The following is a 25,788-nucleotide window of genomic DNA, read 5'->3' as shown; positions in this document are numbered from 1 at the left end:
ATCGTTCAGTATCGCTCACGCGTCAACGACAGAGGAGTTCCGCATGACCAGCACCCACCGACACAGTCGCTCGAACTTCAACCCCGGCCAGGCCGCCGACGCCATGTGGGAGGCCATGGAGCAGATGCGATCCTCGGTCGAGAAGAAGGTGGGGACGCGGATGGGCCGCGGGGACGTGCGCGCCGCGGTGCTTGCGCTGCTCACCGAGCAGCCGATGCACGGGTACCAGATCATCCGCGAGATCTCCGAGCGGACCGGCGGGCGCTGGAAGCCCAGCGCCGGCTCCGTCTACCCCACGCTGCAACTCCTCGCCGATGAGGGAGTGGTGCGCGCGGAGACCACCCAGGACCGCAAGACCTACTCCCTCACCGAGGCAGGCAAGGACGAGGCCGCTGCCGCCGCCGCATCGGCCCCGTGGGAAGAGCACGCCGACCAGGAGGACAGCCGGTTCGGCAAGGTCTCGAAGGCCGGGTTCGACCTGGCGCAGGCCGTCTCGCAGGTGGCGCGCACGGGTTCGCATCCTCAGCAGGACCAGGCCATCGAGGTTCTTCACGACGCGCGACGTAAGATCTACTCGATCCTCGCGCAGGACTGACGGGGGTGCCGTCGGACCGTCGGGGTCGAGGAGAGCTGATGCCCGACGACGTACTCGACCGCGCGCGTTATCGCCGCATTCTGCGCTTCGCCGCGTGGAACCTGTGGGTGACGTGGTGGTACGAGATCTTCCTGCCCACGATCGGCCTGTCGCGCATCGCCGAGCGCACCCGGACACGGCGAATGCAGCGCTTCGCCCGCAGGTTCCGCGTGCTCGCGGTCGAGCTCGGCGGATTGATGATCAAGCTCGGCCAGTTCATGTCGTCCCGGCTCGACGTGCTGCCGCCCGAGATCACGAGAGAGCTCGAGGATCTGCAGGACGAGGTCCCTCCGGTGCCGTTCTCGGCCATTCGTGCGCTCGCAGAGGACGAGCTCGGCGTCTCCCTCGAGCGAGTATTCGCATACGTCGAGGACTCGCCCCTCGCCTCAGCCTCGCTGGGCCAGGCCCACCGCGCACGGCTGATGGAGCGCGATGCTGCAGCCGCGGGATTCGAGGACGTCGTGATCAAGGTGCAGCGGCCCGGCATCGGCGCGATCGTCGCCGTCGACCTTGCCGCGCTGCGCAAGGTGGGCGGCTGGCTCAGCCGAGTGCGCCTCGTGAACACCCGCGTGGACATGCCGGCGCTGGTCGAGGAGTTCGGAGAGGTCAGCCTCGAGGAGATCGACTACCTCCACGAAGGACAGAGCGCGGAGCAGTTCGCGGAGAACTTCGCGGACGACGCGCGCATCCGCGTTCCCGAGGTGGTGTGGGAGCGGACGTCCAGACGCGTACTGACGCTCGAGGACGTGACAGCGATCAAGATCACCGATCACGACGCGCTCCGCGCCGCGGGGATCGATCCGGTCGACGTGGCTCCTGTGTTCGCCGAGGTCATGTTCGACCAGCTGTTCATGCACAGCTTCTTCCACGCGGATCCGCACCCGGGCAACCTCTTCATCGCCCCTAGCGCCGATGCGGGCGACGGGCCTCCCTGGCGCCTCACCTTCGTGGACTTCGGCATGATGGGCCACGTCCCGCCCCACCTGCGGGGCTCCCTGCGCGCGCTCATCATCGCGGCCGCAGCCCGTGACGGCAAGGGCATGGTGGCCGCCATGAGCGAGGCGGGCGTACTGCTGCCGAACGCGGACACGGTCGAGCTCGAGCGCGTGATGAGCCACGTCTTCGAGAGGTTCGGCGGGATGGGCTTCGCCGAACTGCGTGAGCTCGACCCCAAGCAGTTCCGAGACTTCGCTCTCGAGTTCAGCGACGTCATCCTGACGCTGCCATTCCAGCTGCCCGAGGACTTCCTCCTGGTGATGCGCGCGGTGTCACTGACCTCTGGAGTCTGCAGCGCGCTTCATCCCGCCTACAACCTGTGGGACTCCGTCGAGCCCTACGCTCAGACGCTGCTGCGTGCCGAGGGCGGAAACGTCGCCGGGGACGTCGCGCGGGAGGGGCTCGAGTCTCTCGCGGTCCTGTGGCGACTCCCCAAGCGGATCGATGCCGTGCTCACTCGCGCCGAGGACGGCACCCTGCCGCTCAGTGCGCCCACGCTCGAGACCGCCGTCACGCGGCTTGAACGCACGGCGCGGCGGGGCGTCTCGGCCCTCGTGTTCGCAGGCCTGCTGGCGGGAGGCGCCCTGGTGCGACCCGAGGAGCCCGGACTGAGCACGTTCTTGATGATCGCATCGGCCATTCCTCTCGTGCATGCGGTGCTGGGTGGACGCTCCGGACGCTGACGGACTCCGTAGCTCGGGGCAGTGAATCCACGTGGAGTGCAGGGGTACGGTAGGGAACGGCGGTTTCACGGCGACGTTCACTGCGTGGTCCCGCCCCTCTCCACGCCCACCCTGTCTGCCGAGGACCCATGACTGCCGCGCACACGGTCGACCTCAGTGCTACCGACCTTGCGACGGTGCTCGCGCCATTGGGGCAGGTCCGCGAAGCCGTCACCCTCACCGGTGGCATGTTCGCAGCCGCCACCCTCGCCACCTTGGCTGATGACACCAAGGTGGTCGTCAAGGTGTCCGGAACAGACGTCGCACGGCTGTGCAGCTATGAACGGGGAATCGCCCGCACCGAGGCTCGCACCTACCGCGAGCTCGCCACCCGTGGACTGCCAGTCCCCGAGGTGCTGCTGACCGACTTCACCCACAGCGTGGTCCCTGGTGATGTCGTGGTGACCCGCCACCTCTCCGGGACTCCCTGGAATGAGGCAGACCTGGACGAGCCCGCATCGTCCCGTGTGAAGCACTCGCTGGGGGCCCTCATGGCGCGCCTGCACCGCGTCCCGGCACCAGCCTTCGGATACCCCGCCACGGAGTCCGGTATGCAGGCCCCGGACTGGCGCACCGCGTTCGGCGCGATGGTGGAGGGGATCCTCGCGGATGCGGCGCGCACAGGAACCGTGGTGCCCGCCGATCGCATTCGCGCCGCACTCGACGCCCACGGCCCCGCACTCGATGGCGTCGCAGACGCGGTGTTCGTGCACAACGACCTGTGGCCAGCGAACGTGTTCCTGGACGACGGGCGCGCGATCATAGGCATCATCGACACCGAGCGCACGGTCTGGGGCGACCCCCTCTTGGACCTCGTGGGTGCCGATCAGATGGGGCTATGGGACATCGATGCGTCCCTGATCGAGGGCAACACGTCGGCGGGTGGAGTCCTGGCCGCAGAGTTGGCCTCGGCCTCCGGTCCCACGCGGTTCGCGCTCTACAGGCTCTACGACTCGCTGATCCTGGTCGCTGAGATCCGCATTCGCGGCTACGACGGCGCGTGGGTCGACGATCACCTTCGCACAGCCCAGTCACTCGTCAATGCTGCGCTCGCATGGCTCGAGGCAGAGGGCACCACGCTGAGCGCCTGACGAAGGTCAGCGCGCCAGGTGCTCGCCAGCCGCCCACCCTGGCGCCCGGCCTCCCATCGGGGGCTCATAGTCGGTGCGGAGTCCGGCGGTGCCGAGCGTCCAGGACACGAGCGAGTTCGAGTTCCACATGTCTCCCGTGTCTCCCACCTTCCGGCCCCACGTCAGCGGGGGCGCAGAGCCCACCGCCAGGAGCATGCTCTCGATGATCTCGGCCTCGTGGGTCAGGATCACCGGGGCGCCCATCGCCCACGCCCGATCAGGGATGATCCCGTGATCCCCACAGCGGATCTCGTAGCGGAAGAACCGTGATCGGCCAAGCCAGGCGAGACCCACCGGGCCCGTCGCGCGGACGCCAGGGCCTCCCGAGCCGGCGCCCCACGCGGGAGCCATCTCGATCGCGGAGGGAACGCCGGCGAGTCGGACCTCCAGTGCGGCGTGGAACAGGGGTGCTGGCGGGCGGTGCTCGACGGCGGCGCGCCACCGCTCCCACCACGCGCTCGTGTGGATGACGACGTGCCCGCCTGCTCCCACGGGCAGCCACAGGAGCGTGGCGTGGTCGCCGTCCTGGGTGCGGTCGGTGCTCACTCGTCCACAGTAGGACGGCGGGGCGATCGGTCGTGCGGCACGGAGGCGACGGCGATACGCTCGAGGAGAGACGGAGGCGCAGAGCATGGCAGAGCACCGTATCTACGGCATGAGCTTGGGAAGCATGCACCAGCTGTACGTGAACAAGGTGGAGCGCAAGGGTCGCACGAGGGACGAGGTGGACCAGGTCATCGCCTGGCTCACCGGCTATGACCGCGAGGGGCTGAACCGTGCCATCGACGCTGGCGTGAGCCTCCGAGACTTCTTCGCGGAGGCGCCGGGCATGAACGCGTCCGCACACCTCATCACCGGTGTGATCTGCGGCGTGCGGGTCGAGGACATCGAGGATCCGCTCATGCAGCAGATCCGGTGGATGGACAAGCTCGTGGACGAGGTCGCCCGCGGCAAGAACATGGCGTCGATTCTGCGCACGCCTGCGTGAGCCGGCCCCACGTGCGCGCGGGCGCCAGGTACCGTGACGCGTAGAAAGACCCGGCCGCGGCGCCCGGTCCGCTAGCGAACGACGACGAGGACTCACGTGGCCAAGCTGTACTTCCGATATGGGGCGATGAACTCGTCCAAGTCCGCCCTGCTGCTCACCGCCGCGTACAACTACGAGGAGCGGGACCAGCGGCCGGTGATCGTCAAGCCCGGCGTCGATACGAAGGCCGGTCGCGCGGTGTCCTCGCGCATCGGCGTGGAGCGGCCGGTCGACGTGCTGCTCGACGACAGCGTGTCGCTCGAGGCCGCCGTCACCGCACACGCGCCGTTGGACCAGATCGACGCCATCTTCATCGATGAGGCCCAGTTCCTCACGCCGTGGCAGGTGGACGAGGCCTTCACGATCGCCGTCACCGGGGGAGTGCCCGTGCTCTGCTACGGGCTGCGGGGCGACTTCACGACGCGCTCGTTTCCCGGATCGCTCCGGCTGCTGGAGATCGCACACTCGATCGAGGAGCTGAAGACCATCTGCCGATGCGGGTCCAAGGCCATCTTCAACGCCCGGATCGTGGGCGGCGAGTTCGTGAGTCACGGAGCGCAGGTAGCGATCGACGGACAGCAGGCCGACTACGAGTCGCTGTGCGGACGGTGCTACCTGGCGAAGGTGGGACCGCTGCGCGGGGGCGCCGAGGCGTAGGCCGCGACACCCTGGGCCTCAGCCGATCGTCTGGGTGAGGACAGCGCGGATGCGCCCGGCCACCGTGTGGTCGGGCGCATCCGCGCTCTCGACACGCGAGCGACCGCCGGGCGCTCCGCGCTTCTCGATACCTGACCGATGCGTCAGTAGCGGGGCTTGCGCGGCGGTCGGTCATCCCGGTCACGCCGGGGCGCGCCTTGGCCCCGGGGACCAGAGGCGCGTCCGCCGGGAGCGCCACCGTCGGCCTTCAGTTCGATGAGGTGTCCGCTGATCCGGGTCCGCTCCAGCCTGCGCAGCGTGTCCGGGGACAGTTCAGCCGGCAGGTCCACGAGCGAGAAGTTGGGGAAGATGCGAATCTGGCCGAAGTCGTCGCGGTTCAGACCGCCTTCGTTGGCGATCGCTCCCACGATCTGGCGGGGCTCGACCTTGTGGCGCTTGCCCACAGCGATCCGATAGGTCGTGAGCGGCCCGGAGGTGCCACGACGGTTCCGCTCGCCCCGGTCAGGACGACCGGCACTGTCCTTGCCGCCGCGGAACTCTTCGCGTTTGGGCTCGGTTGCGGGGTCCAGCAGCAGGGGCGTCTCTCCCTGCGCCACGACGGCGAGGGCCGCGGCGACATCCGCTTCGGGCACGTCATGGTGCTCGACGTAGTGGCCGATGATGTCGCGGAACCGATCGATGCGCTCCGTCATGCCCAGAGCCTCAGTGATGGCGTCGTCGAACCGCGTGAGCCGGGTCGCGTTGACGTCGTCCACGCTCGGCAGGTGCATCTGCGTGAGCGGCTGACGGGTCGCGCGCTCGATCGCTCCCAGGGTGCGGCGCTCGCGCGGCGTCACGAAGCTGATCGCGTCGCCGGTGCGGCCCGCACGGCCCGTGCGCCCCACGCGGTGCACGTAGGACTCGGTGTCGATGGGGAGGTCGTAGTTCACCACGTGAGAGATGCGGTCCACGTCAAGGCCGCGCGCGGCGACGTCGGTGGCGACCAGGATGTCGAGCTTGCCGTCCTTCAGCTGCTTGACCGTCCGCTCGCGCTGCGCCTGCACCACGTCGCCGCTGATCGCCGCCGCAGTGTATCCGCGGGCTCGCAACTTCTCGGCAAGCGTCTCGGTCTCGTTCTTGGTGCGCGTGAACACGATCATCGCCTCGAAGTTCTCGACCTCGAGGATGCGTGTCAGCGCGTCCACCTTCTGGGGGTAGGACACGATGAGGTAGCGCTGCGTGAGATTGGTGGAGGTGGTGGTCTTCTTCTTGACCGCGATCTCCTCCGGGTCGCGCAGGTACTTGGCACTGAGGCGGCGGATCTGCGGCGGCATGGTCGCAGAGAACATCGCGACCTGCTTCTCGGCGGGGGTCTTGGCGAGGATCGTCTCCACGTCCTCAGCGAAGCCCATCTTGAGCATCTCATCGGCCTCGTCGAGCACCAGGAAGGCGAGCTCGGAGAGGTCGAGGGTGCCCTTGTCGAGGTGATCCATGATCCGGCCTGGCGTACCGACCACGATGTGCACGCCGCGCCGCAGCGCCGACAGCTGGACGCCGTAGCCCTGGCCCCCGTACACGGGCAGGATGTGCATCGCCTTGCTGTGCCCGGCGTACTGCTCGAAGGCCTCGCACACCTGGAGCGCGAGCTCACGGGTGGGAGCGAGAATGAGTGCCTGAGGCTTCTTCTTGGAGGTGTCGAGACGCTCGAGGATGGGGAGGGCGAATGCGGCCGTCTTGCCCGTGCCCGTCTGGGCGAGCCCCACGACATCGCGGCCCGCCAGCAGCGTCGGGATGGTGGCGGCCTGAATCGCACTGGGCTCCTCGTAGCCCACGGCGCTCAACGCCTTCAGAACCGAGGCGCCGAGGCCCAGGTCCGCAAAGGTGAGGCGGTTGGGGTCGGGATTCGCCTCGGCGGGCGGGGCCGTGTCAGGTGCGGCGTCGTCTGGCGCTGCGCTGGCGTCGTGCGTGGTGGCGTCAGCAGACGCCGCGGTGTCGAAAGGCTCGGTGGTATCAGAAGGCATGGCTCTACGGTAGTGCCGTCAGGCTGTCACGACTGGACGAGCGCGCCCAGAGGGCGGCCGATGCGAGGGTGCCGGCGCTGCACACGATCACTTCTGGCCCGCACCGGCAGGGTCGAAGGCGCTGGTGACGGCCTCCTCGAGAGCGGGCGCAGGCGGGGGGTCGAACGCCCCGACGTCGGTCGCCAGGTACTCGAGGTGCCACCATTCCGGACGCACGCCGTTGGGCTTGGCCCACGTGGGGTTCGCCCAGCCGTAGTCGGGGCCATTCTCCGCGAGCCAGATCGCCGATGGCCGGTCGAGGTCCACGGCCATTCCCCAGCCGTGATTCGACGTGCCCGGACGGGCGGCGGTGGTGGGCTTGAGGGCACGCGTGCGCACCTGGAGCGAGAAGGAGCGATACGAGTCGGTCATCGTCAATTGACGACCCGTCTGCGCCGCATAGGCATCATTGGCATCGTCGAGGGAACGCGCGGCGTCGCACTGGAGTCGGTGGCCGGGCGCGAAGTCGAGTTCGCACAGGCCGTCGAAGGCCAGTGAGCCGTTGGTGCCCGACACCCCGTCGGGCCGTCCCGTCCATCCGTTCGCCCGTGCGGCGACGGCGTCCCGGTTGGCCTGGGCGTGATCGTCTCGTGCGCTCGCGACCTGCAGCTCGTGCTGTTCGCGCAGCGAATCGTTGCGGGACTGGATGGAGGCGTTCTCGCGGACGATCCAGTCCTCGTGCGTGTCGCGCAGGCCTGCCATCGCCGCGTCGAAGACCGCCTGGGCGGCCACGACCTGGTCGAGTTCTTCGACGACGCGCTGGGGTTCCCCACGATCCACCAGCGTCGCGGTCGCGGATCCGCTCATGAGGAGAGTGAGCGCACTCCGCGCGGCGGCGATGGGGGCATCGTCGAGCACACGCCCCTCGGTGGCGGCGATGGTGCCCGGCGCCTGAGCCGCCGCCTCATCTGCGCTCTCGACCGCCGCGTCGAGCAGCAGCAGGGTCTCGTCGTGGGCGGCTTCGAGCGCCGCCGTGGACAGGGCGGAGGCGCCTCCGTCGAGCGCGGCGAGCGCGACGTCAAGAGCACGGGAGGCGTCTTCCAGTCGGTGGGCGGCCGCGCGAGCCTCGTCTGCGCTGTCGGTGTCGCCGGCGAGCACCCTCGCCACCGCCATCTCCTCCCTCAGGTCCACCAGGGCGCTGGACGTCGGGGGTGCCTCGGAGGAGGTCGCCTCGGGAGTGGGGGGCGCCGAGTCTCGTGGCATCGAGCTGCCGCCGGCGTTGGGGTCCTGCTCCCGTGCGTCGGGGTCGACGTCGCGCGTGACCGCCTGGGGCTCGCTGGCCGGTGCGTCGTCACGCGTGGCCTCTGACAAGGCCTCGAGGTCGTCGGCTTCGATCGGCGCGATGTCCACGACCACGCCGCTGCGCGCGGCATGATCCGCAGCGGTCTGCGTCGCCGAGCTGAGGGCCTGTGCCGCCGCAGCCACTGTGCTCTCGTCCACGACCTCCCCCGCATCGCGCACGGCACCGTGCGCTTCGCTCAGCGACTCCTCGAGCGCCGCGCGCTTGACCTCGAGCTCCTGTGCGGCGGCGCGGGCGTCGCCCACGGCGATGCGGGTGTCGAGCGCGTGGGCGCCGTAGGCGCCGGTGAAGCCGATGCCGAAACATGTGAGCGTGATGGCGCCGGTGAGGGCGCGGGCGGAACGGGGGAGTCGAGTCATGGTGGAGGTGGGGGTCGGTGCAGGGACACGCGCGACGCGACGGCGTGGTGCCGCACAGCGCAAGACCCCGAGGCGCGTTGCCACGGGGTCTCGATGTCGAATCGCTCTCCGAAGGGACCGGACGGAGCCGGGCGGGATTCCACTCCGCAGGAAGGCCTCGTGAACGAGCGCCTTCCCTCAGCAACGGGAGACGATGCGACGGTGTGTCAACGGCTGGATACCCACCGGGGTTCCCGGCGCGTCACGAGGCCCGGGTCGAGGCCGGCCGCCCGCCGCCTCACGACAGGAGTCGGTCCTGACATGTACACGCGGATGCAGCGCGGCTACGCTTCCTCCAGGCGAGGGGAGTGCGCGTGGCTGACGAGTCGGTGGAGCTGTCCGTCATCGTGCCCACCTTCAACGAGGCGGGGAACGTGGCGGAGCTGGTACGTCGCGCCCGAACGGCACTCGCCGGGCTCGCGGTGGAGATCATCTTCGTCGACGACAGCACGGACGACACGCCCCAGGTCGTCACCAGCGTCGCCGCTACCGCCTCAGTCCCGGTGCGGCTCATCCATCGCGACGCGCCGACCGGAGGTCTCGGCGGGGCCGTGGTCGAGGGCATCACGGCAGCAGCGTCTGATGTCTGCGTGGTGATGGACGGGGACCTGCAGCACCCGCCTGAGCAGATCAGGGCCCTCCTGGCCACGTACGGCGAGGCCGACGCCGATGTGGTGGTCGCGTCGCGGTACCTCGACGGCGGATCCTCGGGCGGGCTGGCGGATCGAGCGCGGGTGCTCGTGTCACGCGCGTCGACCGCGTTGACCAAGGCGATGTTTCCGCGCCGCCTCGCACAGGTGACTGACCCCATGACCGGGTTCTTCCTGATCGACCGCCGATCCGTGGAGTGGGACAGCCTTCATCCGCGAGGCTTCAAGATCCTCCTGGAGATCCTCGCACGCCGCACTCTCCGTGTCGCGGAGATACCGTTCGTCTTCGAGGAGAGGTTCGCGGGCGAGTCGAAGGCATCCTTCCGCCAGGGCGTGCACTTCCTGACTCAGCTGGCCGCGCTGCGGTTCGGCAAGATGTCGGGCTTCGCGCTGATCGGTGCGGGCGGTGTGGTGGCGAACCTCGCCATCATGGCTGCGCTCATCCAGGTGGGCGCGCCGTACCTCGTGGCAGCGATCATCGCGGCCGAGGTGACGATCGTGACGAACTTCCTGCTTCAGGATCGCTACGTGTTCCGCGACATGCGCGAGCATGCCGCGCCCTGGTGGGCGCGCTTCGCCACCTCCTTCACGTTCAACAACGCCGAGGCCATGATCCGCATCCCCGTGCTGGCGTGGATGGTGGAGGCGCTTCACATCCAGAGCATCGTCGCGGCCGCCATCACGCTGGCGGTGGCATTCGTGGTGCGATTCGTGTTTCACTCCCTCGTGGTCTACGCGCCCCGTCGCCCCTCCGTGCGCGCATCAGCCGACGAGCATCGACTCGACATCGAGACCGACCATGTGCGCAAGGAACCATAGGTCGATCGTCACGAGCGGCACGACAGCGAGCACCAGGGCACGCCGCGTGCCGACGAACGCGCATGCGCCCCATGCGGCGTGCACCAGCAGCATCGCCGGGTAGGCGGTCCTGAACGCGACCGCTTGCGCCACGGCAGCGACCGCGGCCCAGGCGGCGATCGCCGCCATCGCGGTGCCGATCACGAGCAGCGGCATCGGCGATCTCGTCGCACGGTATCGCAGCATCAGCACGACGCCCGCCGCGACCGCAAGGGTGAGCGCGGCGACCAGCACGTCGATCACGGCAGGCGCTGCGATGACGTTGCGCACGTACTCCGTCGGAAGCCAGAGATAGGTCACCGCCGACTTCGCGAGAGCCATCGGGCTGGCGTCGGGAAGCGCGGGGAAGTCGTAGCCCGCCGCCTCCACGCCCGCACGCGCGGTCACGTCGCCGTAGAGCACCAGGTTCCGCACGAACCACCAGCCCGAGACCACTGCGGTCACGAGCGCCATCACGAGAAGTTCGCGCACGCGGCGCTGCCACAGCAGCAGCACTCCGAGCGCCACCACGAACGGCCATGCGGTCACCTTGGTGAGCAGGGCAAGCCCGAGGAGCAGACCCGCGAGGGCCGCTGTGTGCATGGGGCGCGGGCGGCGCTCCACGACCGCGAGGAGGGCGGCGCTGCCGCAGGCGAGCGCCAGGGTGTCGTTCTGGACCGAGGTGGACACCGCGAGCAGCATGGGGTTCAGGACTGCGGCCGCCGTCGCCACGATCGCGACGCCGGGGCGGATGGCGACGGTGCGGCGAGCGACGGCCGCCAGCAGCAGCGCGAGCACGAGCAGCTGCGCGATACCGAGTGCACGAGCGGCGTAGAAGGCGGCGGTGTCTGCACCGAGGAGGTGGAAGGGTGCCGCCACCAGGGCGTAGAGCACGTACGCGAACGGGCCCATCTGCGCCTCGTACGACGTCCCCGGCTCGCCGAGTGTGGGCATCCGACCATGGCCGAGGTAGAACTGGACGTTCAGCCAATGGGCGGGCTCGTCGTAGGGAAGCCCCGCCGGGACCAGCACCACGAACGCGACGCCCGCGAGCGTCCCCGCGAGCAGCACGGGCCAGACCTGCCGCGTGATGCGGGCCAACTCTGCGCGGAGAGTCTCCGCACCGGTGGCCACCGTGCTGGGAGCCGCTGTCATGCGCTCAACGTAGCGGATGCCTCCGTTCCGTCGACAGGGAGCGCGCGTGCAGCCGATGCCTCACCGTCGAGAGGTACGGGCCGTCCGGACCGCGACTGCTCCCGACTCGGGCCGGGGCTCGCGGCGGAGGGGGCGCAGCACGATCGCGAGGTGAAGGATCGCCGCGACCGCGAGGCCGATGCCGGCGATCACGCCGATGGTCGCGGCCACAGTCGACACTCCTCGCGCGGGGTCGAGGAACGGATAGGGCACCCATCCGTCCAGGGTCGCCCGCACGAGCAAGTATCCGATCCATGCCGCCGGCACCACCAGCACGGTCCACAGCGTGCGCAGCGGAAGCCTCACAGGCTTGCCGATGAGCAGCCAGTCCGCCACCAGGAAGGCTCCTGCGCCGCCGTGGAGCACCATGTTCGCCCAGGGGTACACCGGAGTCGCCACGCCGGCGAGCAGGTACCAGTAGACCGCTCCGGTGATGACTCCGTACGTGGCGGCGTTGACGCGGAGCAGCGCCACCCATCTCGGCTCATCGGCGCCGGTGATCGCCGCCGCCACGAGCGCCACCACGGCGGCGAGGGCGGCGAGGGGGGTGAAGTATCCCGGAAGCTGCGCCCAGGTGAACGTGCCGTAGGTCAGGTCCGCCCACGCCTGCACGCCGAGCGCAGCGGCGATCACGACTGCTGCTGCGAGGCGCGTGACGGTCACGACGGCGGCATTGCTCACGGCACAGTACTTTACTCTCGCTTGACTCAGTGGGGGACAAGGCACGCCATTCAGAGACGGCTTGACGGCGCCAGCGGTGGTTCTGTCGCGTTCTCGCGATGTTCAGGCAAAAATCTCCTGGGGTGTGGAGCAACACTGCTCGCACCCCATAGAGTTCGCCTCATGCTCGACATCGAGACCCTGCGGGTGATTCAGGCGTCGATCGCGATCATCGTGTTCGTTCTCGTCCGGTTCGGCAGCTATCGGCACACGCGTTCGCTCTACGCGCGCGGCTGGAGCTGGGTCGTGGTGCTGTCGGCGGCGAGTTCGGGCAGCTACTTCCTGATCGGAACCTCGCTCGACGGACTCGCTGCACCCCTGGGAAACGCGCTGGGTGTCGCCAGCGCTGGCGTGACCTGGGCCACCGGCCGTGCGCTGCGCCACGCGTCTCCGCGCCCGTGGTCGGTGGCAGGCGCGTGCGCTGCGGTCGCGATGCTGTCCGCTCTGGATGGGCGCACCGATGGCACGATTCCCGGCACGCCGGCGCTCCTCGCGGGCATGGCGCTGATGTTCGCTCTGGCGTCCAGAGAGGTGTGGGCGCTGGTGCTCGACCCGGGACTGCAGCACAGCGAGGCGGCGATCCAGCGAGCGCGCCCGGCGCTGCGCGCCATGCTCTCCGCCTCGACGTTCCTCGCGGCCTTCTACGCCATGAGGCTCGTCGCGTTCGTGGCGCTCGGCCCCGACTCATCCGTCTACGCCACGTGGGCTGGCCCCGACGCCACGACCTTCGTCATCCTGGTGCTGCTGGTGGTCGTGACCTTCACCGTCACCGAACTGAGTCGCTTCGAGTCGACCACGGCCTGGCAGGTGCGCGCGTCTCGGGACGATCTGACTCATCTGCTAGCGCGCCACGCCTTCGAAGAGCACTATCTACGGCACACCACGCGGCCCGCCGTACGGTCGGGCCCGAGCGTGCTGGTGATCGCCGACTTCGATGACTTCAAGGCCGTCAATGACGGGTACGGACACGACGAGGGCGATCGCGTCCTCCAGTGCTTTGGCGATGCCCTGCGCGACTGCCTCACCGACAGCGATGTCGCGTGCCGGTGGGGCGGGGACGAGTTCGTCCTCCTCCTCGCGGGAACTGACGCCCAGCGCGCCCAGCGCGCACTGCTCGACGTCAACGATGCGTTCGCGAGCCGAGCGGCGAACGGTCCGAGTCAACCGTCGATCAGCTATGGCGTGGCGCATGTGGAGTCCGGGCAGTCCCTCTCCGATGCGCTGGACGTTGCGGACGAGGCGCTCCGTGGAGCGAAGGTCACGGGCCGCGCGCGCATCGTGATCGCGCAGAGTGCTGCTTCAGGCTGAGGCCTCCCCCGGGGCTGTGAGAGGCTCGAGTCATGACCGGTGAACGCGCCTCCCAGGCGACGCCGCCACCGTTGCGGCGCGACCGGAATCCCGGGGACGCGTGGGTCGAGTCGCCAACGGGGGAGCGCTTCTGGGGACGGTTCGGAGCCGCGGGAGTGCTCGCAGTCGACCCCACGAGAGGCGTCCTGCTTCAGCATCGCGCCGAGTGGAGCCACCACGGCGGCACGTGGGGCATTCCGGGAGGTGCGCTGCACGAAGGTGAATCGCCCGTCGCCGGCGCGCTCCGCGAGGCGAACGAGGAGGCAGGCGTCCCGCGTGGATCCGTGCGCCCGCGTTCGTTCTGGGTCGTCGACCGGGGAGTTTGGTCCTACACCACCGTCGTCGTGGATGTGGAGGAGCCCTTCGATCCCGTTCGAGGTGATGCCGAGAGCCTGGAGCTCCGGTGGGTGAGCACACGCGACGTGGATCAGCTCCCGCTCCACCCGGCGTTCGCTCAGGCGTGGCCGTCGCTGCGCCGCAGTCTCGACAGGCGCCCGCACATGCTGGTCGACGCCGCGAATGTGATCGGATCCGTGCCGGACGGATGGTGGCGGGACCGACAGGGCGCGGTGGAGCGCCTCGTGGGCCGGCTTGTGGCGCTGGACCGTGCAGGCGTCTCTGCGTCGTCGCTCGGGCTCGAAGGCGCATCGTGGCACCCCCGGATCGAGGTCGTGGTCGAGGGTGCCGCACGAGAAGCCGCCGCGAGCGGCGACATCGCGCTCACCAGGGCGTTGGGCTCTGGTGACGACGCCATCGAGGCACGAGCCCGCGACCTCACCGCTGCTGGCGTGACCCCTATCGTCGTCACGAGCGACCGCGGACTGAGGGAGCGTGCGGTCGCGGCGGGTGCCGCGGTGCGTGGCGCCAGGTGGCTTCTCGACCTCGTGGAGGACGCGCACAGGTGACCACGACGCTGCGCACCCCCCAGTGACTGGTCTTGCCACGTCACTATTCCGCTTGAGGCCGCCGCCCGGTAGTGTGAGCCGAGTCACATCTGACGCAGCTGAGGGGGTGGGGTCGAGTGACGCTCAACGAGATGCTCACCGTGCTGTGGCGACGCAAATGGCTCATGGCTGCCATCGTGGTCGTCACCATGGTCGTCGCGGTCCTGCTCGTGCAGCGGCAGGTGCCCACCTACGAGTCCGGCGCGGTGGTCCGCACCAGCGCCACCGTCGCTGAGGCTGCGGGCGTCAGCCAACTTGCGGGGGTGCCCGTCGAGGTGTCGCCGTTCGTGCTGCTCAGCGATGGCAAGCTCAGCCAGATCGTCGCCGAGGCGGAACCACAGCTGGCCGAGGTCTCTCCTCAAGAGGTTGAGATCGTGCCCGACGAGCTGTACGGCATGGAGCGTCTCTACGTCGACGCGACCGCCACCAGCGCGGAGGACGCTCAGGCGCTGGCCCAGGCCTATGCCGCGGCGTTGGTGAGTCAGATCGACGCCGAGGTCGCGAGGGCGATCGTGGAGCTCACGGAGCAGCGAGACAGCGCGCTCGCCGAGGCGCAGGACCTCCAGGCGGAGGCCCTGGAAGACCCGGAGGATTCGATCGTCGCGAGCAGGCTTGCCGATGCGCTCGGGCGCTACGGCGGCGCGCGAGAGTCCGTGCGTGCCCTCGAGAGCGGAGGCTCATCCGCATCAGTCCAGGTGATGGCGACACCGGGGGAGCTCACGGGCGCGGACACCACCACGATCTTGGCCATCGCTCTGCTCTCTGGCCTGGTGGCGGCCATCGGGGCCGCGCTGCTGCGGGACCAGTTCGACCCACGCCTGCGCGGAGAGGCAGAGGCCGAGCGCCTCACCACGCTGCCGGTCGTGGGGGATCTGGCCTTCGATCGAGGAGTGAGACGGACCCACGACACTCTTCCCGTGACGCGGACGCAGGCCACCGCGCTCGCCGAGAGCCTGCGGTCCGCACGCTCCGCGCTGCAGGTGCTGTTGCCCTCGGAGCACGCGGCGTTCGTCATGACCAGCGTGGAACCTGGCGACGGCAAGTCCTTCGCGTCGGCGAACATCGCCTTGGCCTGGGCCCGCGCGGGTCGGAACGTGATCCTCGTGGGCGGCGACCTGCGGCGACCGTCGCTCGAGACCTACTTCGGCGCGGCCGCCATGGGCCCCGGACTCGCCGAGATCATGCAGGAGGGCCTCGAGGCAGGCAAGGGGCCCACTCGGTCCTCGGTCGAGGCGCGCCTGAAGTCCACCGATTTCCGGGGACTTCGCGTGCTTCCCTCCGGCACCCCGCCCGCTGATCCTGCGGACCTGCTCGCGAACTCGTCCGTTGCCGACGTCGTCGCCGTGCTGCGCAGCCTCGCGGACGTGGTGATCTTCGACTCGCCGCCATCGCTCCGGCTCGTCGACGCGAGCCTGATCGCCAAGCACACTGACGGGATCGCGGTCATCGCCTGGGACGGTCGCACGCATCGCGACCACCTGGTCGAGACCGTCGAGGGCCTGTCCCTCAACGGCCTGCAGATTCTTGGGGTGATCCTGAACGGCGCGAAGCGTCGCCACCCCCGCTCCTACACTCCGTACTACGTGAAGTCGAGCACCCCGCCGTCGCGCCTGCGCGGCGTGACTCGCAGGCTCGGCCGGAGCGACGACGACACTGACCGGGCTCTCGACGCGCTCGTGAAGGACGCCCCGCACGACGCGGGCCCTCGACGCGCACGGTCGCACGGTGGCGGGACGCAAGGTTCGCCAGAACCGACGTCGGGGGACCACGAGCACAGCCCCCGTCGGTGACCCCCGAGGTGGCGTGCGTTCTGGTGGTGTGCACCGCGAACAGGTGCCGGTCACCGCTGGCCGCAGCACTGCTGCGTCGTCACTTGGGGACCACTGCGGTGAGGGTCAGGTCTGCGGGCCTGTTGCCCGGTGGGGAGGCCGTGCCGGAGATCGGGAGACAGGTGGCATCGGCCGCCGGGCTCGACCTCGAGAGTCATCGCAGCACCCAGGTGACGTCCGAGATGCTCGAGGAGGCGGACCTGGTCCTCACGGCCAGCCGCGCGCACGCTCAAGAGCTGGTCGCCCGCGCTCCTGACCTGTGGCCGCGAGTCTTCACGCTCCGCCAGGGCGAGCGGTGGTGGGCGGAGCACCCCCGCGATCCTTCGACGTCGCTGCGAGGCTGGGTCGAGCGTGAGGCCGCTGACCGACCGCGCCGCGAAGTCATCGGCGCCTCGACGGCGGACGACATCGTGGATCCGTTCGGGCGGTCACGACGCGTCTGGAGGCAGGTGCTCGCCGTCACTGACGCCGCGACCGCGAGTGTCGCTCGAGGGATCTCCGGCGGAGACATCGGCGCCTAGCCCTGCCATCCAGGTGGCGACCCGAGCGCCGAACGTGCGTCCATCGAACGTGGCCGCCCGCGCGCGGCAGTCGTGGGGAGAGGCCTCTGCCGCGCGCCGCACGGCCTCGCCGAGCTGAGCCGCGCCGAGCCCGGAGACCAGTGCCCCCGTGACGCCGTCCACCACGGTCTCCGACGCACCTCCGATGTCCCGCGCGACGACCGGCGTGCCCGCCGCCATCGCCTCCACGGGCATGATGCCGAAGTCCTCGACGGGGGCGAAGACATACACCGTCGCTCGCCGGTAGAGCTCGCGGAGCAAGGCGTCCGATGTGCGTCCCAGCAAGGTCACTGGCACCCGCGCACGCTCCGCGAGCGCGGCGAGCCGCGGGCGGTCGGGGCCGTCTCCCGCGATCACCACCGGCAGTCGGGCGGCCTCACCGGCCATGATGGCGGCGTCGACCCTCTTGTATGGCACGAGGCGCGACGCGCCCAGCACGAAGGCGCCGGGGAGAGACGATGCCACGATGGCGTCGGCCTCGGTCAGGGACGGGGGAGCGGCGAAGGCCGCGATGTTCACGGGTGGGTGGATCACGGTCGACTCGCGACCCCAGGTGGTCTCGATGCGCCGCGCGATGTACTCGCTCACCGCGGCGATGCCGGTGGGCTCCTGAGCCCGACGGCGGTCGATCCTCGTCAGGGGACGGGATGCGAGACGCGCAGCGAACGAGTCGCCCCGTCCGTCGAGCTCAGGCACCCACAGGTAGCGCGCCGGCGTGTGGACGAACGCGAACTTCGGCACGTCAGGGGCGGACGCGACGCGAGCGTGATGGGCGAACAGATGGCTCGAACACAGCAGCCAGTCCGGCTCGCGTCCGGGGAGGTGCCGCCAGGTGGGGAGCATGAACGGCAGCGCCGCGACCTTGCTGTGCCGCAGCGGGGTGCGCGCGAGCCACGTCTCAATGGTGCGTCCAGGAGCGAACCGGTCGTCGGTGTCGTCCCACGCGCACACGATCGGCGCTTCCGGAAACCGTGCAGCGAACTCCGCGACCACGTTCTCAGCACCGCCATGCGGTTCGATCCACTCGTGCACGATCAGGCCGGTCATGGTGCGGCTCCTGGGGTGGCGGTCGAGGGGCGACGGAGCTCGTCGAGGACCTCGAGCATCTGGCTGGCGCGGTCGGCCCAATCCGCGACGTCGGCCGGCTCGCGGGGCTCGTGCCGGGCCGCGAAGGCCGCGTCGACGGCCTCGGCGAATTGTGCGGGAGCGACTACGGTGACGAGTCCCTCGACGGCGGCGTCCACGAAGCCGGCACAGGGTGTGGACACGATGGGTCGGCCAACCGCGAGATATTCATACAGCTTGATCGGATCCAGGGTCGCGGTGAAGTCGTCGACCAGATGCGGCACCACCAGGACATCCGCGTGCTGGAGGTACGCGGGCACATCCTCGAACCCTCGAGCGCCGAGCACCGTGATCCCCGGGGCGCGGAGGAGTCGTCTGCCATTGGTCTCGGTGAGCGCCACCGGGCCCAGCAGCGCGAGGACGGCGTCGTGCGCCGCCAGGTGCTCACCCACAGCGATCACGAGGTCGATGTCGAGCCGGTCCTCGTGCAGGGTGCCGCAGTACAGTGCCGTGCGCTGGGGAAGGTCGTGAGGGCGGGGCTGTGGTGCGCGGTAGGCAGCGACGTCGACGGCGTTGCGGATGAGCGTGCCGCCTTTGCTCATCTGCAGGGCGGGGGAGCAGACCACGACCGCAGCGGCATGGTGCGTGAGCCACGCGTCACCGTCCACGAGCCGGGCCCGCTCCCGAGGTGCGCGTCGGGCCTCTGTCCAGTCGTCGGTGACGTCGTACAGCGTCGGCACCTCGAGCAGCCGCGCCACCCCGGCGCGGCGGGGATCGTTGATCCAGAGTGCGTCCACGCCGCGGCCGCGTCGCAGGTGGCGAGAGATGGATCGATCGAGTCCGCGATCCCCGGCGGCGCCGAAGGACCCGGGCAGCCATTTCGTCGGTTGGAAGGTCGTCAGGCGCTCCTCGTAGCCGGCCACCACCTGTGACCGCGCGCCGGGACGCGGGGTGCGCCCCTTCGTGGCGGCGTGCAAGGGGTCGGCCGGGGGCGTCACGAATGTCACCGTCAGCCCGGGTGACAGGGCCAGCAGCCGGTCCACCAGGTGCTGGTTGCGCCGCCAGATGCGGTCCCAGGGCTCGAGCGAGACCACGCCAAGGTTCCACGTGTCAGCCATGTGCAGCGCCCGCAGCAAGGATCGCCCGTGTCAGGGCGGATGTCTGGGTGTCGCGGTCGAAGGCGTCCCGCTGACGGCGAGCGAGGGCGACACCGTAGGACTCGCGGCGCTCGGACTCGGCGACGAGCCCTGCGATCAAGGTCGCAGCTGCGCCTGCGTCTCCCGGCGGGAAGAGCGCGGCACCGGGGACCGATCCGACGGTCTCCCGGTGGCCACCAGCGTCGGTGGCGACGACAGCGACGCCGTGGGACATCGCCTCGAGCACAGAGATCCCGAGGCCTTCGCGCGGAGTGGGCGCGAGCAGGAGCGAGGCCCGCGCCATGAGGTCGGGCACCGTGTCGATGGCTCCGAGGAATGTCACCGATGGCTCCGTCGCCGCCAGCCGCTCGAGGGAGGCCCGCTCGGAGCCGTCGCCCGCCACGAGCAGCCTCCACCCGGCGGGTGGGCCCGACTGGGCCCAGGCCCGCAGAGCGGTGGCGGTGTCCTTCTCCGGTTCGAGCCGTTGCACGATCAGGGCGACGTTCTCGCGGGACAATGACGACGACAGGGATGGCTCGACGCCCGTGTGCACCACTGTCGAGGGCGCACCGATCGCGTCGGCGACGTAGTGCGACACCGCGATCTGAGCACGGATTCGCCGCACGATGGGGCGCAGCAGGGCGCGGGTGACGGAGCGACCCCCACGTGGTGCAGCGAAGTGGCGGATGCTCACGACCGGCGCCCCCGTCCGCAGCGACCACCAGCCGCCCAGCGCATCGGCCGCGGTCATGTGGGTGATGAGCAGCGCTGGTGCGTTGAGACTCCGCAGCGATTGCCACGCCTCGACCAGCGTGGCGCCAGGCAGCCAGCGCGCGCCGGCCTCGTCAAGAGCAGGCTCGAGGTGTGCCCGCGAGCCCCCGACGACCACCACCTGGTGGCCGTGACGCGATTGGTGGACCGCCGTGGAGAGCACGTGGCGTTCCACGCCGGCAAAGGCGTCAGTGCAGACCACGTGGACGAGCGTGTGAGCCGTCATCGCCACTGTCGCTCCCAGGCCTGCGGCCCTTCGACGAAGATGCGTCGTCGGCGTGCCGCCTCCCGGGCACGGGCGCCCCTGAGGAGGAGGGCCCTCACCGTCGCACCCGTCACCGTGGCGGCGCGGTAGACCTGCCAGCCCCACGCCCGATAGTGCTTGCGAATGTAACGCTCGGCGGATCCGTAGAAGTAGGCCTCGCGGGCGCCAGGGTCGCCGCCCGTGCCGGCTCCCACGTGCGTCGCCTCGACGTCGGCCACGGCGATGGCCCAGCCGGCCCGGCGCGCACGTCGCTGCCAGTCGACCTCCTCTGCGTAGAGGAAGAACCTCTCATCCAGCGCACCGAGGGCGTCGAGCGCTTCACGACGCAGCAACAGCACGGATCCGATGGCGAAGCCGTGGGCGGTGCGCAGACGGCCGAGGCCCATCGCCTCGACCCACGCTCCCCACGGCGTAGGGAACGGCCACCACACCCGCGCTCGTGCGCGCGACACCGGGTCCACCTGGTGGGCCCCCACCGCAGCCAGGTTCCGATCAGCGCTCAGGAGCCGATGCATCTCGGCCACCGCCTCCGCGCCGATGGTGGCGTCAGGGTTCAGCAGCAGCACGTCGCCTGCCCTCCCATGCTCGGCGAGCGCACGGAGGCCCCTGTTCACGCCAGCCGCGAAGCCGAGGTTGGAACCCGCATCGACGTATTCGATCCCGTGTCGCTCGCACACGTCGCGCGTGGCGGGGAGCGAGGAGTTGTCGACGACGAGTGCGGGCACCTGGCCGTCGAGGGCCGTCAGCGTGGCGTCGAGCCCGTCGGGCGCGCCGTACGCGACGATGACGGCGTCGAGAGTGCGCGGGGCGCTTTCGCGAGCCTCGGTGTAGAGCTCCGCCATCTGGGCCGCGACGCTGGCCCAGTCACACCGCGCGGCGTGCTGGAGGCCCGCGGTGCGCAGCTCTTCCCAGTACCCGGGGCGCGTCGCCGCCACGAGCGCCTCTCCCAGAGCGTGGGCATCCCCCTCCGGCACCAGGACTCCTGCGGCACCGACGACGTCAGGCAGCGCCCCGGTATGGGTCGCGACCACGGGGACTCCGCATGCCATCGCCTCGATCGCGACGCGGCCGAACTGCTCGAGCCAGTTCGGGGTGGACCGTGACGGCACCGCGACGACGTCGAACGACCGGTAGTGCTCGACCAGCGCGCTGTCCGCGGCGAAGCCCACGAAGTCCACCCGCTCTGCAATGCTCAACGCGCGGGCGAGGTCAGCGAGCGCGGCGCGCTCGGGCCCGTCGCCCACGATGACGAGCCGGAGCAGCGGCTGGGCGGCAATGGCACGCAGCAGGACGTCGACGCCCTTATGGGTGGCGAGCCGGCCCACGTAGCCGACCGTGGCCCGGCCTCTCGGCGCGGATCGGTCCACCGGGGCGAACACCGTGGTGTCGACTCCCAGCGGGATCGTGTGCACCGGTCCCCGCAGTCCCTTGCGCCTCAGGATGCGTCCGGCCTCCGCATTGCAGACATACGCGCCCGCGGCGCCCCTGAGAGCCCGGCGCTCCGCCCATCGGAACGGGGCCGGAAAGCGCTTGTCGATGTTCTGTGCCGAGTAGAGAACGTACGGCGCGCGTCTGCGCCTGAGCGCGCGGAGCGCGAGCACCTCGGCCGTCGCGAGTGCGTAGGGCTCCTCGTGCAGGTCGAGGACATCGACCTCCGTGCCGAGCGCTCGCCACAGCGCGCCGGGAGAGTACACAAACCCGTTGGGGTGGGTGCCCCAGGTGCGCGCCGGCCGCACGAAGTCGTCGCCGTCGGCACTCAGCGTGACGGGATGCCCACCCTCGTTCCACACGGTGGCGGAGACCAGGTCCACGCGGTGGCCCTGGGCGATGAGGGCGCGTTCGCGTTCGCGCCAGGCCGAGACGACCGCGTGATGCGCGATGCGTTGCACCCTCACGGAACCTCCCTCAGCGTGCGGATCGCTCCACTGTAATGGGGGTCAGTCGCCACGGATAGGCCTCATATTGCGTCGAGGACGTCGCGCATCTGGCGCCAGGCCCACGCCCAGTCGTGCGCCTGAGCCCGCTCGCGGGCCAGCGCGCTCTTGGCGGCGCGGAACTCGGGATCGTCCGCCACGCGCGCCATCGCCGTCGCCAGCGCCGTGGCGCTGTCGGGGGGGATCACCACGCCTGCGTCCCCAAGCAGCTCAGGGATCCCTCCCACCGCACTCGCGATCACCACGGCGCCGCTCGCCATGCCCTCACCCACGGTGAGGCCCGCCGGCTCGCGCCAGCGCGACGGCACCACGAGCGCGTGTGCAGCCGCGAGCAGGCCTGGCAGTTCGGACCGGTCCGTGAACGGGAGGAAGGTGACGGGGGTGAGGGATGCCGCCGCGGCCTCCCGTAGTGCACGCTCGTAGCCAGTGAGGGGAGCGTGAGGATCGAACCCATGGCTGCCCACCACCACCACCTCGACGTCCGACCGGGCCAGCCGCCGAGCCGCTTCGACGAGGACATCGGCGCCCTTGTGCGCAATCGTGCGGCCCACGAACACGAACCGGATGGGTGACGGGGGGCGTGGGCCGGGTGCGAACGCCAGCGGGTCCACGCCATGTCGCACCACATGCACGGTGTCGCGCAGGCCTGCGGGGAGACGTTCCCGGGTCGCCGCGGCGTGATCGGAGCTGACACAGACCAGCGCAGCGGCGCTGCCCACCCACCTGCGTGCCTCGTGACGGCGCATCGAGGCGGGGAGGGCATTGTGGGCGTGCAGCACGATGCGGTGCGGCGTGCGGGCCAGCGCAGGGCCCAGGAAGGGTGCGTTGTGAGCCACGACGATCCCCGGGGAAGCATCCCGGAGGACGGCCAACACCGGCACATACGGGCGCAGCAATGCCGCTCGGTCGCGGCCCATGACGGCGCGACCGTAGTCAAGGAGCCGGTCGGCTCGGGACGACGGGGCGGAAGGGGAGTACTCGAGCACATCGGCACTGCTGTACCGGGGCCTGTACGTGGTGCGGTCGAGCACCACCACGTGTCGATAGGCAGGCGCGTCGTCGCGAGCGCTCGCCGACGCAAGGCCGTCGACGACCGTGGGGATCGCGGACCCCGTCCGGGGCGAGTAGTGATCACCCGGGGTGATCACGTGATAGACGGTTCTCACCTGGGGTCACGGACCGCGCTGCCAGCCCGGTCCACACGGGCCACCCGGTCCCGGCCGGAGCCTCGGTGAGGCACGCCGGAACGGGCGGCGTGCTCCCGCATGGCGCTGGCGGTGCGGTCGATGCCGAGGAACCGGTCGCGCTCCCGCACCCCGTAGACGATGCCCGCGACGATCCACAGCAGCGACGCTTGACCAGCGACCCAGTAGAGATCGAACTGGGCCTGGGCGAAGCGTCCGGCCACCACCGCGACCGCGACCGTTCCGTACACGGGCTCCATGCGCATCAGCGCGACTGCGGCGACCAGGAACATGAGCAGGAATCCCATCAGTCCCACCACTCCCACCGAGGTCAGCACCTCGAGCTCCGCGTTGGGCGGCTGGAAGGACTCCCCGAATCGGTCGGTGTACCACCAGCGCAGCCCGTTCCCAAAGGCGGGCGACTGCCTCCAGATCTCGATCGAACTGTCGAACCAGGCCAGGCGGGCGTTCGCGCTGTTGTAGGGGTTGTCCTCGGAGAGCTGCTGGTTGACGCTGAAGACGATGCCCACCGCCACGACGGCGGCAAGAATCCAGATGAGCTTCGGGCGGCGCATGCCCCTGACGATGGGGCGCACACCGACGATGAGCATGCCCACGCCTGCCGCGATCATCCCTTGGCGTGATTGGGTGGCGAGCACGCCGGCGAGGCAGAGCACCACGCCAAGCTGCGCGCTGCCTCGCGTCCAGCCGGTCCATGACGGCCGTGCATAGGCGAGTATCGCGGCCGACGCGAGCATCCCGCCGAGCGTGTTCTTGTGGAGGTCCCCGATGTACACCGGGAGGAACTGTCCGCTCGACAGCGCGGACTGGAGAGCGAGGAAGACGGCGACGACGCCGAGCGCCGCACAGACCATCACGTAGACGGAGAGCGCGAGCCGGGCACGCCCGCCCCGGCCGATCGCGAAGCCCACCACCATGCTGCCGAGCACCAGGAACAGCTCGTGGACCCACTCGACCAGGTTGGCGGTGTAGGGGTTGATGATGAGGGTGGGCACGGCGAGCACCAGGTAGAGCGATCCCGCGACGAGCAGCGGCTGCATCGCCAGCGCACCCGACCCGCGCAGCAGGAACAGCGCGACCATCGTGCCGGCGGCCAGCGCGACGTCCGCCACCGCGATCTCGCCCCCCACTCGCATCAGCGCCAAGGTCGCGGGCACCGCGACGATGGGCACCAAGGTCATGTCGACCGAGGCGACGCCCAGCACCAGCAGCGCGATCGCCACCGGGATGGCGAACCCGTCGTACCCGACGCTCAGCACCGCCATGGTGCTGCCGACCGCGAGCGCCACGAGGGAGAGCACCACTGCAGGCGCCCACGCACGCGACCTCAGAGGCGCCTGGAAGCGGGACATGCGCTCATCCTAGGGACGCCGTGCCAGCACGACTAGGGCGAGCCGGCCCCGGCGCTCGCCCAGCGGGCGGTGGTACGGGCCAGGCGCGCCGGCGCGGGGCCCATGCGGCCCCGCGAGTAGTCCGCCCACCCATGGGCGATCATGCGCAGTTCCCGCGCTCCGGCACGCCACGCACGCTCCCGGCGCCTGCGCGCGACCGCGTCTCTTGCGACCCGGGTCACGAACCGTCGACGGGCCCGGGAGTCGCCGCCTGCGGCACGGTTGAAGTCGAGTCCGTTGCGCACGTAGTAGTACGTCCCGAGGCTGGCAGCCGCGCCGGTGAATGACGCCGAGACGGCGTGGAGGATGACCGCATCCGTGCGAACACGGAGGCTGACGCCGGCGCGAGCCGCGCGGACGCTCCATTCCGAGTCCTCGAAGTTGAGGAAGTAGCGTTCATTGAAGCCTCCGACGGCCCCCCATACCTCGGTGGACGCGGTCACGCAGCATCCGGACAGAACGTCGACGGTCCGGGTGTCGCCCTCTGCCTGCGCCAGCCGCGCCGCAGGCGTGTGATGGGGAAACCAGTCGGGTGGCGACAGCGTGCCGCCGGCGAACCACACCCGATCGGGCTCGTCTCGATAGCGCACCTCCGGGCTCACGGCACACGCGCCCTCGCGGGCGGCGGATCGCAGCACGCCCATCGTCCCCACGGGGACCACCGTGTCGTTGTTGAGCACCGTGATCACTGCGGCGCCCCGGGCACGCGCCCACGCGATTCCGCGGTTCATGCCCCCGGCGAAGCCCAAGTTCTCGCCAGTCTGCACCGTAGGCAGACCCGGCCATCGACGCGTGACCTCGTCCAGCGTCCCGTCCGTCGAACCGTTGTCGACTACCAGCACCTGGGGGGCATCGGGGTCGGCGAGGATCGACTCCACGCACACGAGGGTGTCGGCGCGGCCGTTCCAATTGAGCACGACCACGACGTGGCGCGAACGGTCGTCGAGCGGCTCTGCGGGGTCCGGCACAGGGCCTCCCTCCGGCCGATGCGACAACTGGAATCATCCTAGAGGAGCCGGAATCGAGCGTGGTAGCGT

The 25,788-nt window shown here is 70.2% G+C and carries 22 protein-coding genes; 10 read left to right on the top strand and 12 right to left on the bottom strand.

Going from position 1 to position 25,788, the window contains the following annotated elements; all coding sequences use genetic code 11:
- Positions 1–43 precede the first annotated feature (43 nt).
- The 3 genes from AOP72_RS06345 (at position 44) to AOP72_RS06335 (ending at position 3,443) form a co-directional block, all read left to right on the top strand.
- Positions 44–595, top strand: coding sequence for a PadR family transcriptional regulator (locus AOP72_RS06345; RefSeq protein ID WP_062133927.1), 552 nt, complete (start codon positions 44–46; stop codon positions 593–595).
- A gap of 38 nt (positions 596–633) precedes the next feature.
- The gene (locus AOP72_RS06340) at positions 634–2,313 is read left to right on the top strand and encodes an ABC1 kinase family protein (RefSeq protein WP_062133924.1); all 1,680 of its coding nucleotides are present in this window, start codon (positions 634–636) and stop codon (positions 2,311–2,313) included.
- A gap of 128 nt (positions 2,314–2,441) precedes the next feature.
- Positions 2,442–3,443, top strand: coding sequence for a phosphotransferase family protein (locus AOP72_RS06335; protein ID WP_062133922.1), 1,002 nt, complete (start codon positions 2,442–2,444; stop codon positions 3,441–3,443).
- 6 nt (positions 3,444–3,449) lie between these two features.
- On the opposite strand, the gene AOP72_RS06330 is transcribed toward AOP72_RS06335, so the two are convergent.
- Entirely contained in the window at positions 3,450–4,028 is a 579-nt protein-coding gene (locus AOP72_RS06330; protein WP_062133919.1) for a hypothetical protein, read from the bottom strand.
- An 85-nt stretch (positions 4,029–4,113) separates the two neighbouring features.
- Between AOP72_RS06330 and AOP72_RS06325 the strand changes: the two genes are divergently transcribed.
- Together AOP72_RS06325 and AOP72_RS06320 are read left to right on the top strand one after the other, a co-directional pair.
- A complete protein-coding gene (locus AOP72_RS06325) occupies positions 4,114–4,470 on the top strand; it encodes a DUF2200 domain-containing protein (protein ID WP_062133915.1) in 357 nt (118 codons plus the stop codon).
- A gap of 96 nt (positions 4,471–4,566) precedes the next feature.
- On the top strand, positions 4,567–5,166 hold the full coding sequence (locus tag AOP72_RS06320) for a thymidine kinase (protein ID WP_062133912.1): 600 nt from the start codon (positions 4,567–4,569) through the stop codon (positions 5,164–5,166).
- Between the two features lie 143 nt (positions 5,167–5,309).
- Here the strand turns inward: AOP72_RS06320 and AOP72_RS06315 are convergent, their stop codons facing one another.
- The gene (locus tag AOP72_RS06315) at positions 5,310–7,166 is read right to left on the bottom strand and encodes a DEAD/DEAH box helicase (RefSeq protein WP_084631415.1); all 1,857 of its coding nucleotides are present in this window, start codon (positions 7,164–7,166) and stop codon (positions 5,310–5,312) included.
- Between the two features lie 87 nt (positions 7,167–7,253).
- Positions 7,254–8,864, bottom strand: coding sequence for a M15 family metallopeptidase (locus AOP72_RS06310; protein ID WP_062133909.1), 1,611 nt, complete (start codon positions 8,862–8,864; stop codon positions 7,254–7,256).
- A gap of 353 nt (positions 8,865–9,217) precedes the next feature.
- On the opposite strand from AOP72_RS06310, the gene AOP72_RS06305 reads away from it, so the two are divergent.
- Positions 9,218–10,372, top strand: coding sequence for a glycosyltransferase (locus AOP72_RS06305; RefSeq protein ID WP_439645535.1), 1,155 nt, complete (start codon positions 9,218–9,220; stop codon positions 10,370–10,372).
- On the opposite strand, the gene AOP72_RS06300 is transcribed toward AOP72_RS06305, so the two are convergent.
- Together AOP72_RS06300 and AOP72_RS13550 are read right to left on the bottom strand one after the other, a co-directional pair.
- Positions 10,316–11,545 carry a glycosyltransferase 87 family protein gene (locus tag AOP72_RS06300; protein ID WP_062133906.1) on the bottom strand — a complete coding sequence of 410 codons (1,230 nt, stop codon included), beginning with the start codon at positions 11,543–11,545 and terminating at the stop codon, positions 10,316–10,318. The genes AOP72_RS06305 and AOP72_RS06300 overlap by 57 nt on opposite strands.
- 60 nt (positions 11,546–11,605) lie before the next feature.
- A complete protein-coding gene (locus AOP72_RS13550; RefSeq protein ID WP_062133904.1) occupies positions 11,606–12,265 on the bottom strand; it encodes a Pr6Pr family membrane protein in 660 nt (219 codons plus the stop codon).
- Between the two features lie 162 nt (positions 12,266–12,427).
- Between AOP72_RS13550 and AOP72_RS13545 the strand changes: the two genes are divergently transcribed.
- The 4 genes from AOP72_RS13545 (at position 12,428) to AOP72_RS13205 (ending at position 16,945) form a co-directional block, all read left to right on the top strand.
- Complete coding sequence (locus AOP72_RS13545; protein ID WP_062133901.1) at positions 12,428–13,612, top strand: GGDEF domain-containing protein; 1,185 nt, start codon at positions 12,428–12,430, stop codon at positions 13,610–13,612.
- A gap of 32 nt (positions 13,613–13,644) precedes the next feature.
- Positions 13,645–14,556, top strand: coding sequence for an NUDIX hydrolase (locus AOP72_RS06285; protein ID WP_062133899.1), 912 nt, complete (start codon positions 13,645–13,647; stop codon positions 14,554–14,556).
- 116 nt (positions 14,557–14,672) lie between these two features.
- Positions 14,673–16,385 (top strand): polysaccharide biosynthesis tyrosine autokinase, encoded by a 1,713-nt coding sequence (locus AOP72_RS06280; protein ID WP_062133896.1) that lies wholly within the window; start codon positions 14,673–14,675, stop codon positions 16,383–16,385.
- Entirely contained in the window at positions 16,382–16,945 is a 564-nt protein-coding gene (locus AOP72_RS13205) for an arsenate reductase/protein-tyrosine-phosphatase family protein (protein ID WP_084631406.1), read from the top strand. Before AOP72_RS06280 ends, AOP72_RS13205 begins: the two co-directional genes overlap by 4 nt.
- Here the strand turns inward: AOP72_RS13205 and AOP72_RS06275 are convergent.
- The 7 genes from AOP72_RS06275 to AOP72_RS06245 form a co-directional block, all read right to left on the bottom strand.
- Positions 16,853–18,031, bottom strand: coding sequence for a glycosyltransferase (locus AOP72_RS06275; RefSeq protein ID WP_084631404.1), 1,179 nt, complete (start codon positions 18,029–18,031; stop codon positions 16,853–16,855). The two genes, AOP72_RS13205 and AOP72_RS06275, sit on opposite strands and share 93 nt — an antisense overlap.
- Positions 18,028–19,167, bottom strand: a complete 1,140-nt coding sequence (locus tag AOP72_RS06270; RefSeq protein ID WP_084631402.1) for a glycosyltransferase — start codon at positions 19,165–19,167, stop codon at positions 18,028–18,030. The genes AOP72_RS06275 and AOP72_RS06270 overlap by 4 nt, the downstream gene beginning before the upstream one ends.
- Positions 19,160–20,182 (bottom strand): glycosyltransferase family 4 protein, encoded by a 1,023-nt coding sequence (locus tag AOP72_RS06265; RefSeq protein WP_152650268.1) that lies wholly within the window; start codon positions 20,180–20,182, stop codon positions 19,160–19,162. Before AOP72_RS06265 ends, AOP72_RS06270 begins: the two co-directional genes overlap by 8 nt.
- Positions 20,179–22,116: a glycosyltransferase gene (locus AOP72_RS06260; protein WP_062133888.1), complete on the bottom strand. Its 1,938-nt coding sequence runs from the start codon at positions 22,114–22,116 to the stop codon at positions 20,179–20,181. The genes AOP72_RS06265 and AOP72_RS06260 overlap by 4 nt, the downstream gene beginning before the upstream one ends.
- A gap of 62 nt (positions 22,117–22,178) precedes the next feature.
- A complete protein-coding gene (locus tag AOP72_RS06255) occupies positions 22,179–23,303 on the bottom strand; it encodes a glycosyltransferase family 4 protein (protein ID WP_152650267.1) in 1,125 nt (374 codons plus the stop codon).
- Between the two features lie 14 nt (positions 23,304–23,317).
- Positions 23,318–24,712, bottom strand: a complete 1,395-nt coding sequence (locus AOP72_RS06250) for an O-antigen ligase family protein (RefSeq protein WP_062133882.1) — start codon at positions 24,710–24,712, stop codon at positions 23,318–23,320.
- A gap of 32 nt (positions 24,713–24,744) precedes the next feature.
- A complete protein-coding gene (locus AOP72_RS06245; protein WP_062133879.1) occupies positions 24,745–25,719 on the bottom strand; it encodes a glycosyltransferase family 2 protein in 975 nt (324 codons plus the stop codon).
- Positions 25,720–25,788 lie beyond the last annotated feature (69 nt).

This window comes from Demequina aestuarii (genome assembly GCF_000975095.1).
GTDB classification, from domain to species: domain Bacteria; phylum Actinomycetota; class Actinomycetes; order Actinomycetales; family Demequinaceae; genus Demequina; species Demequina aestuarii.
Note: the sequence above shows the minus strand (reverse complement) of the source record. Positions and strands in the feature narration are given on the sequence as shown.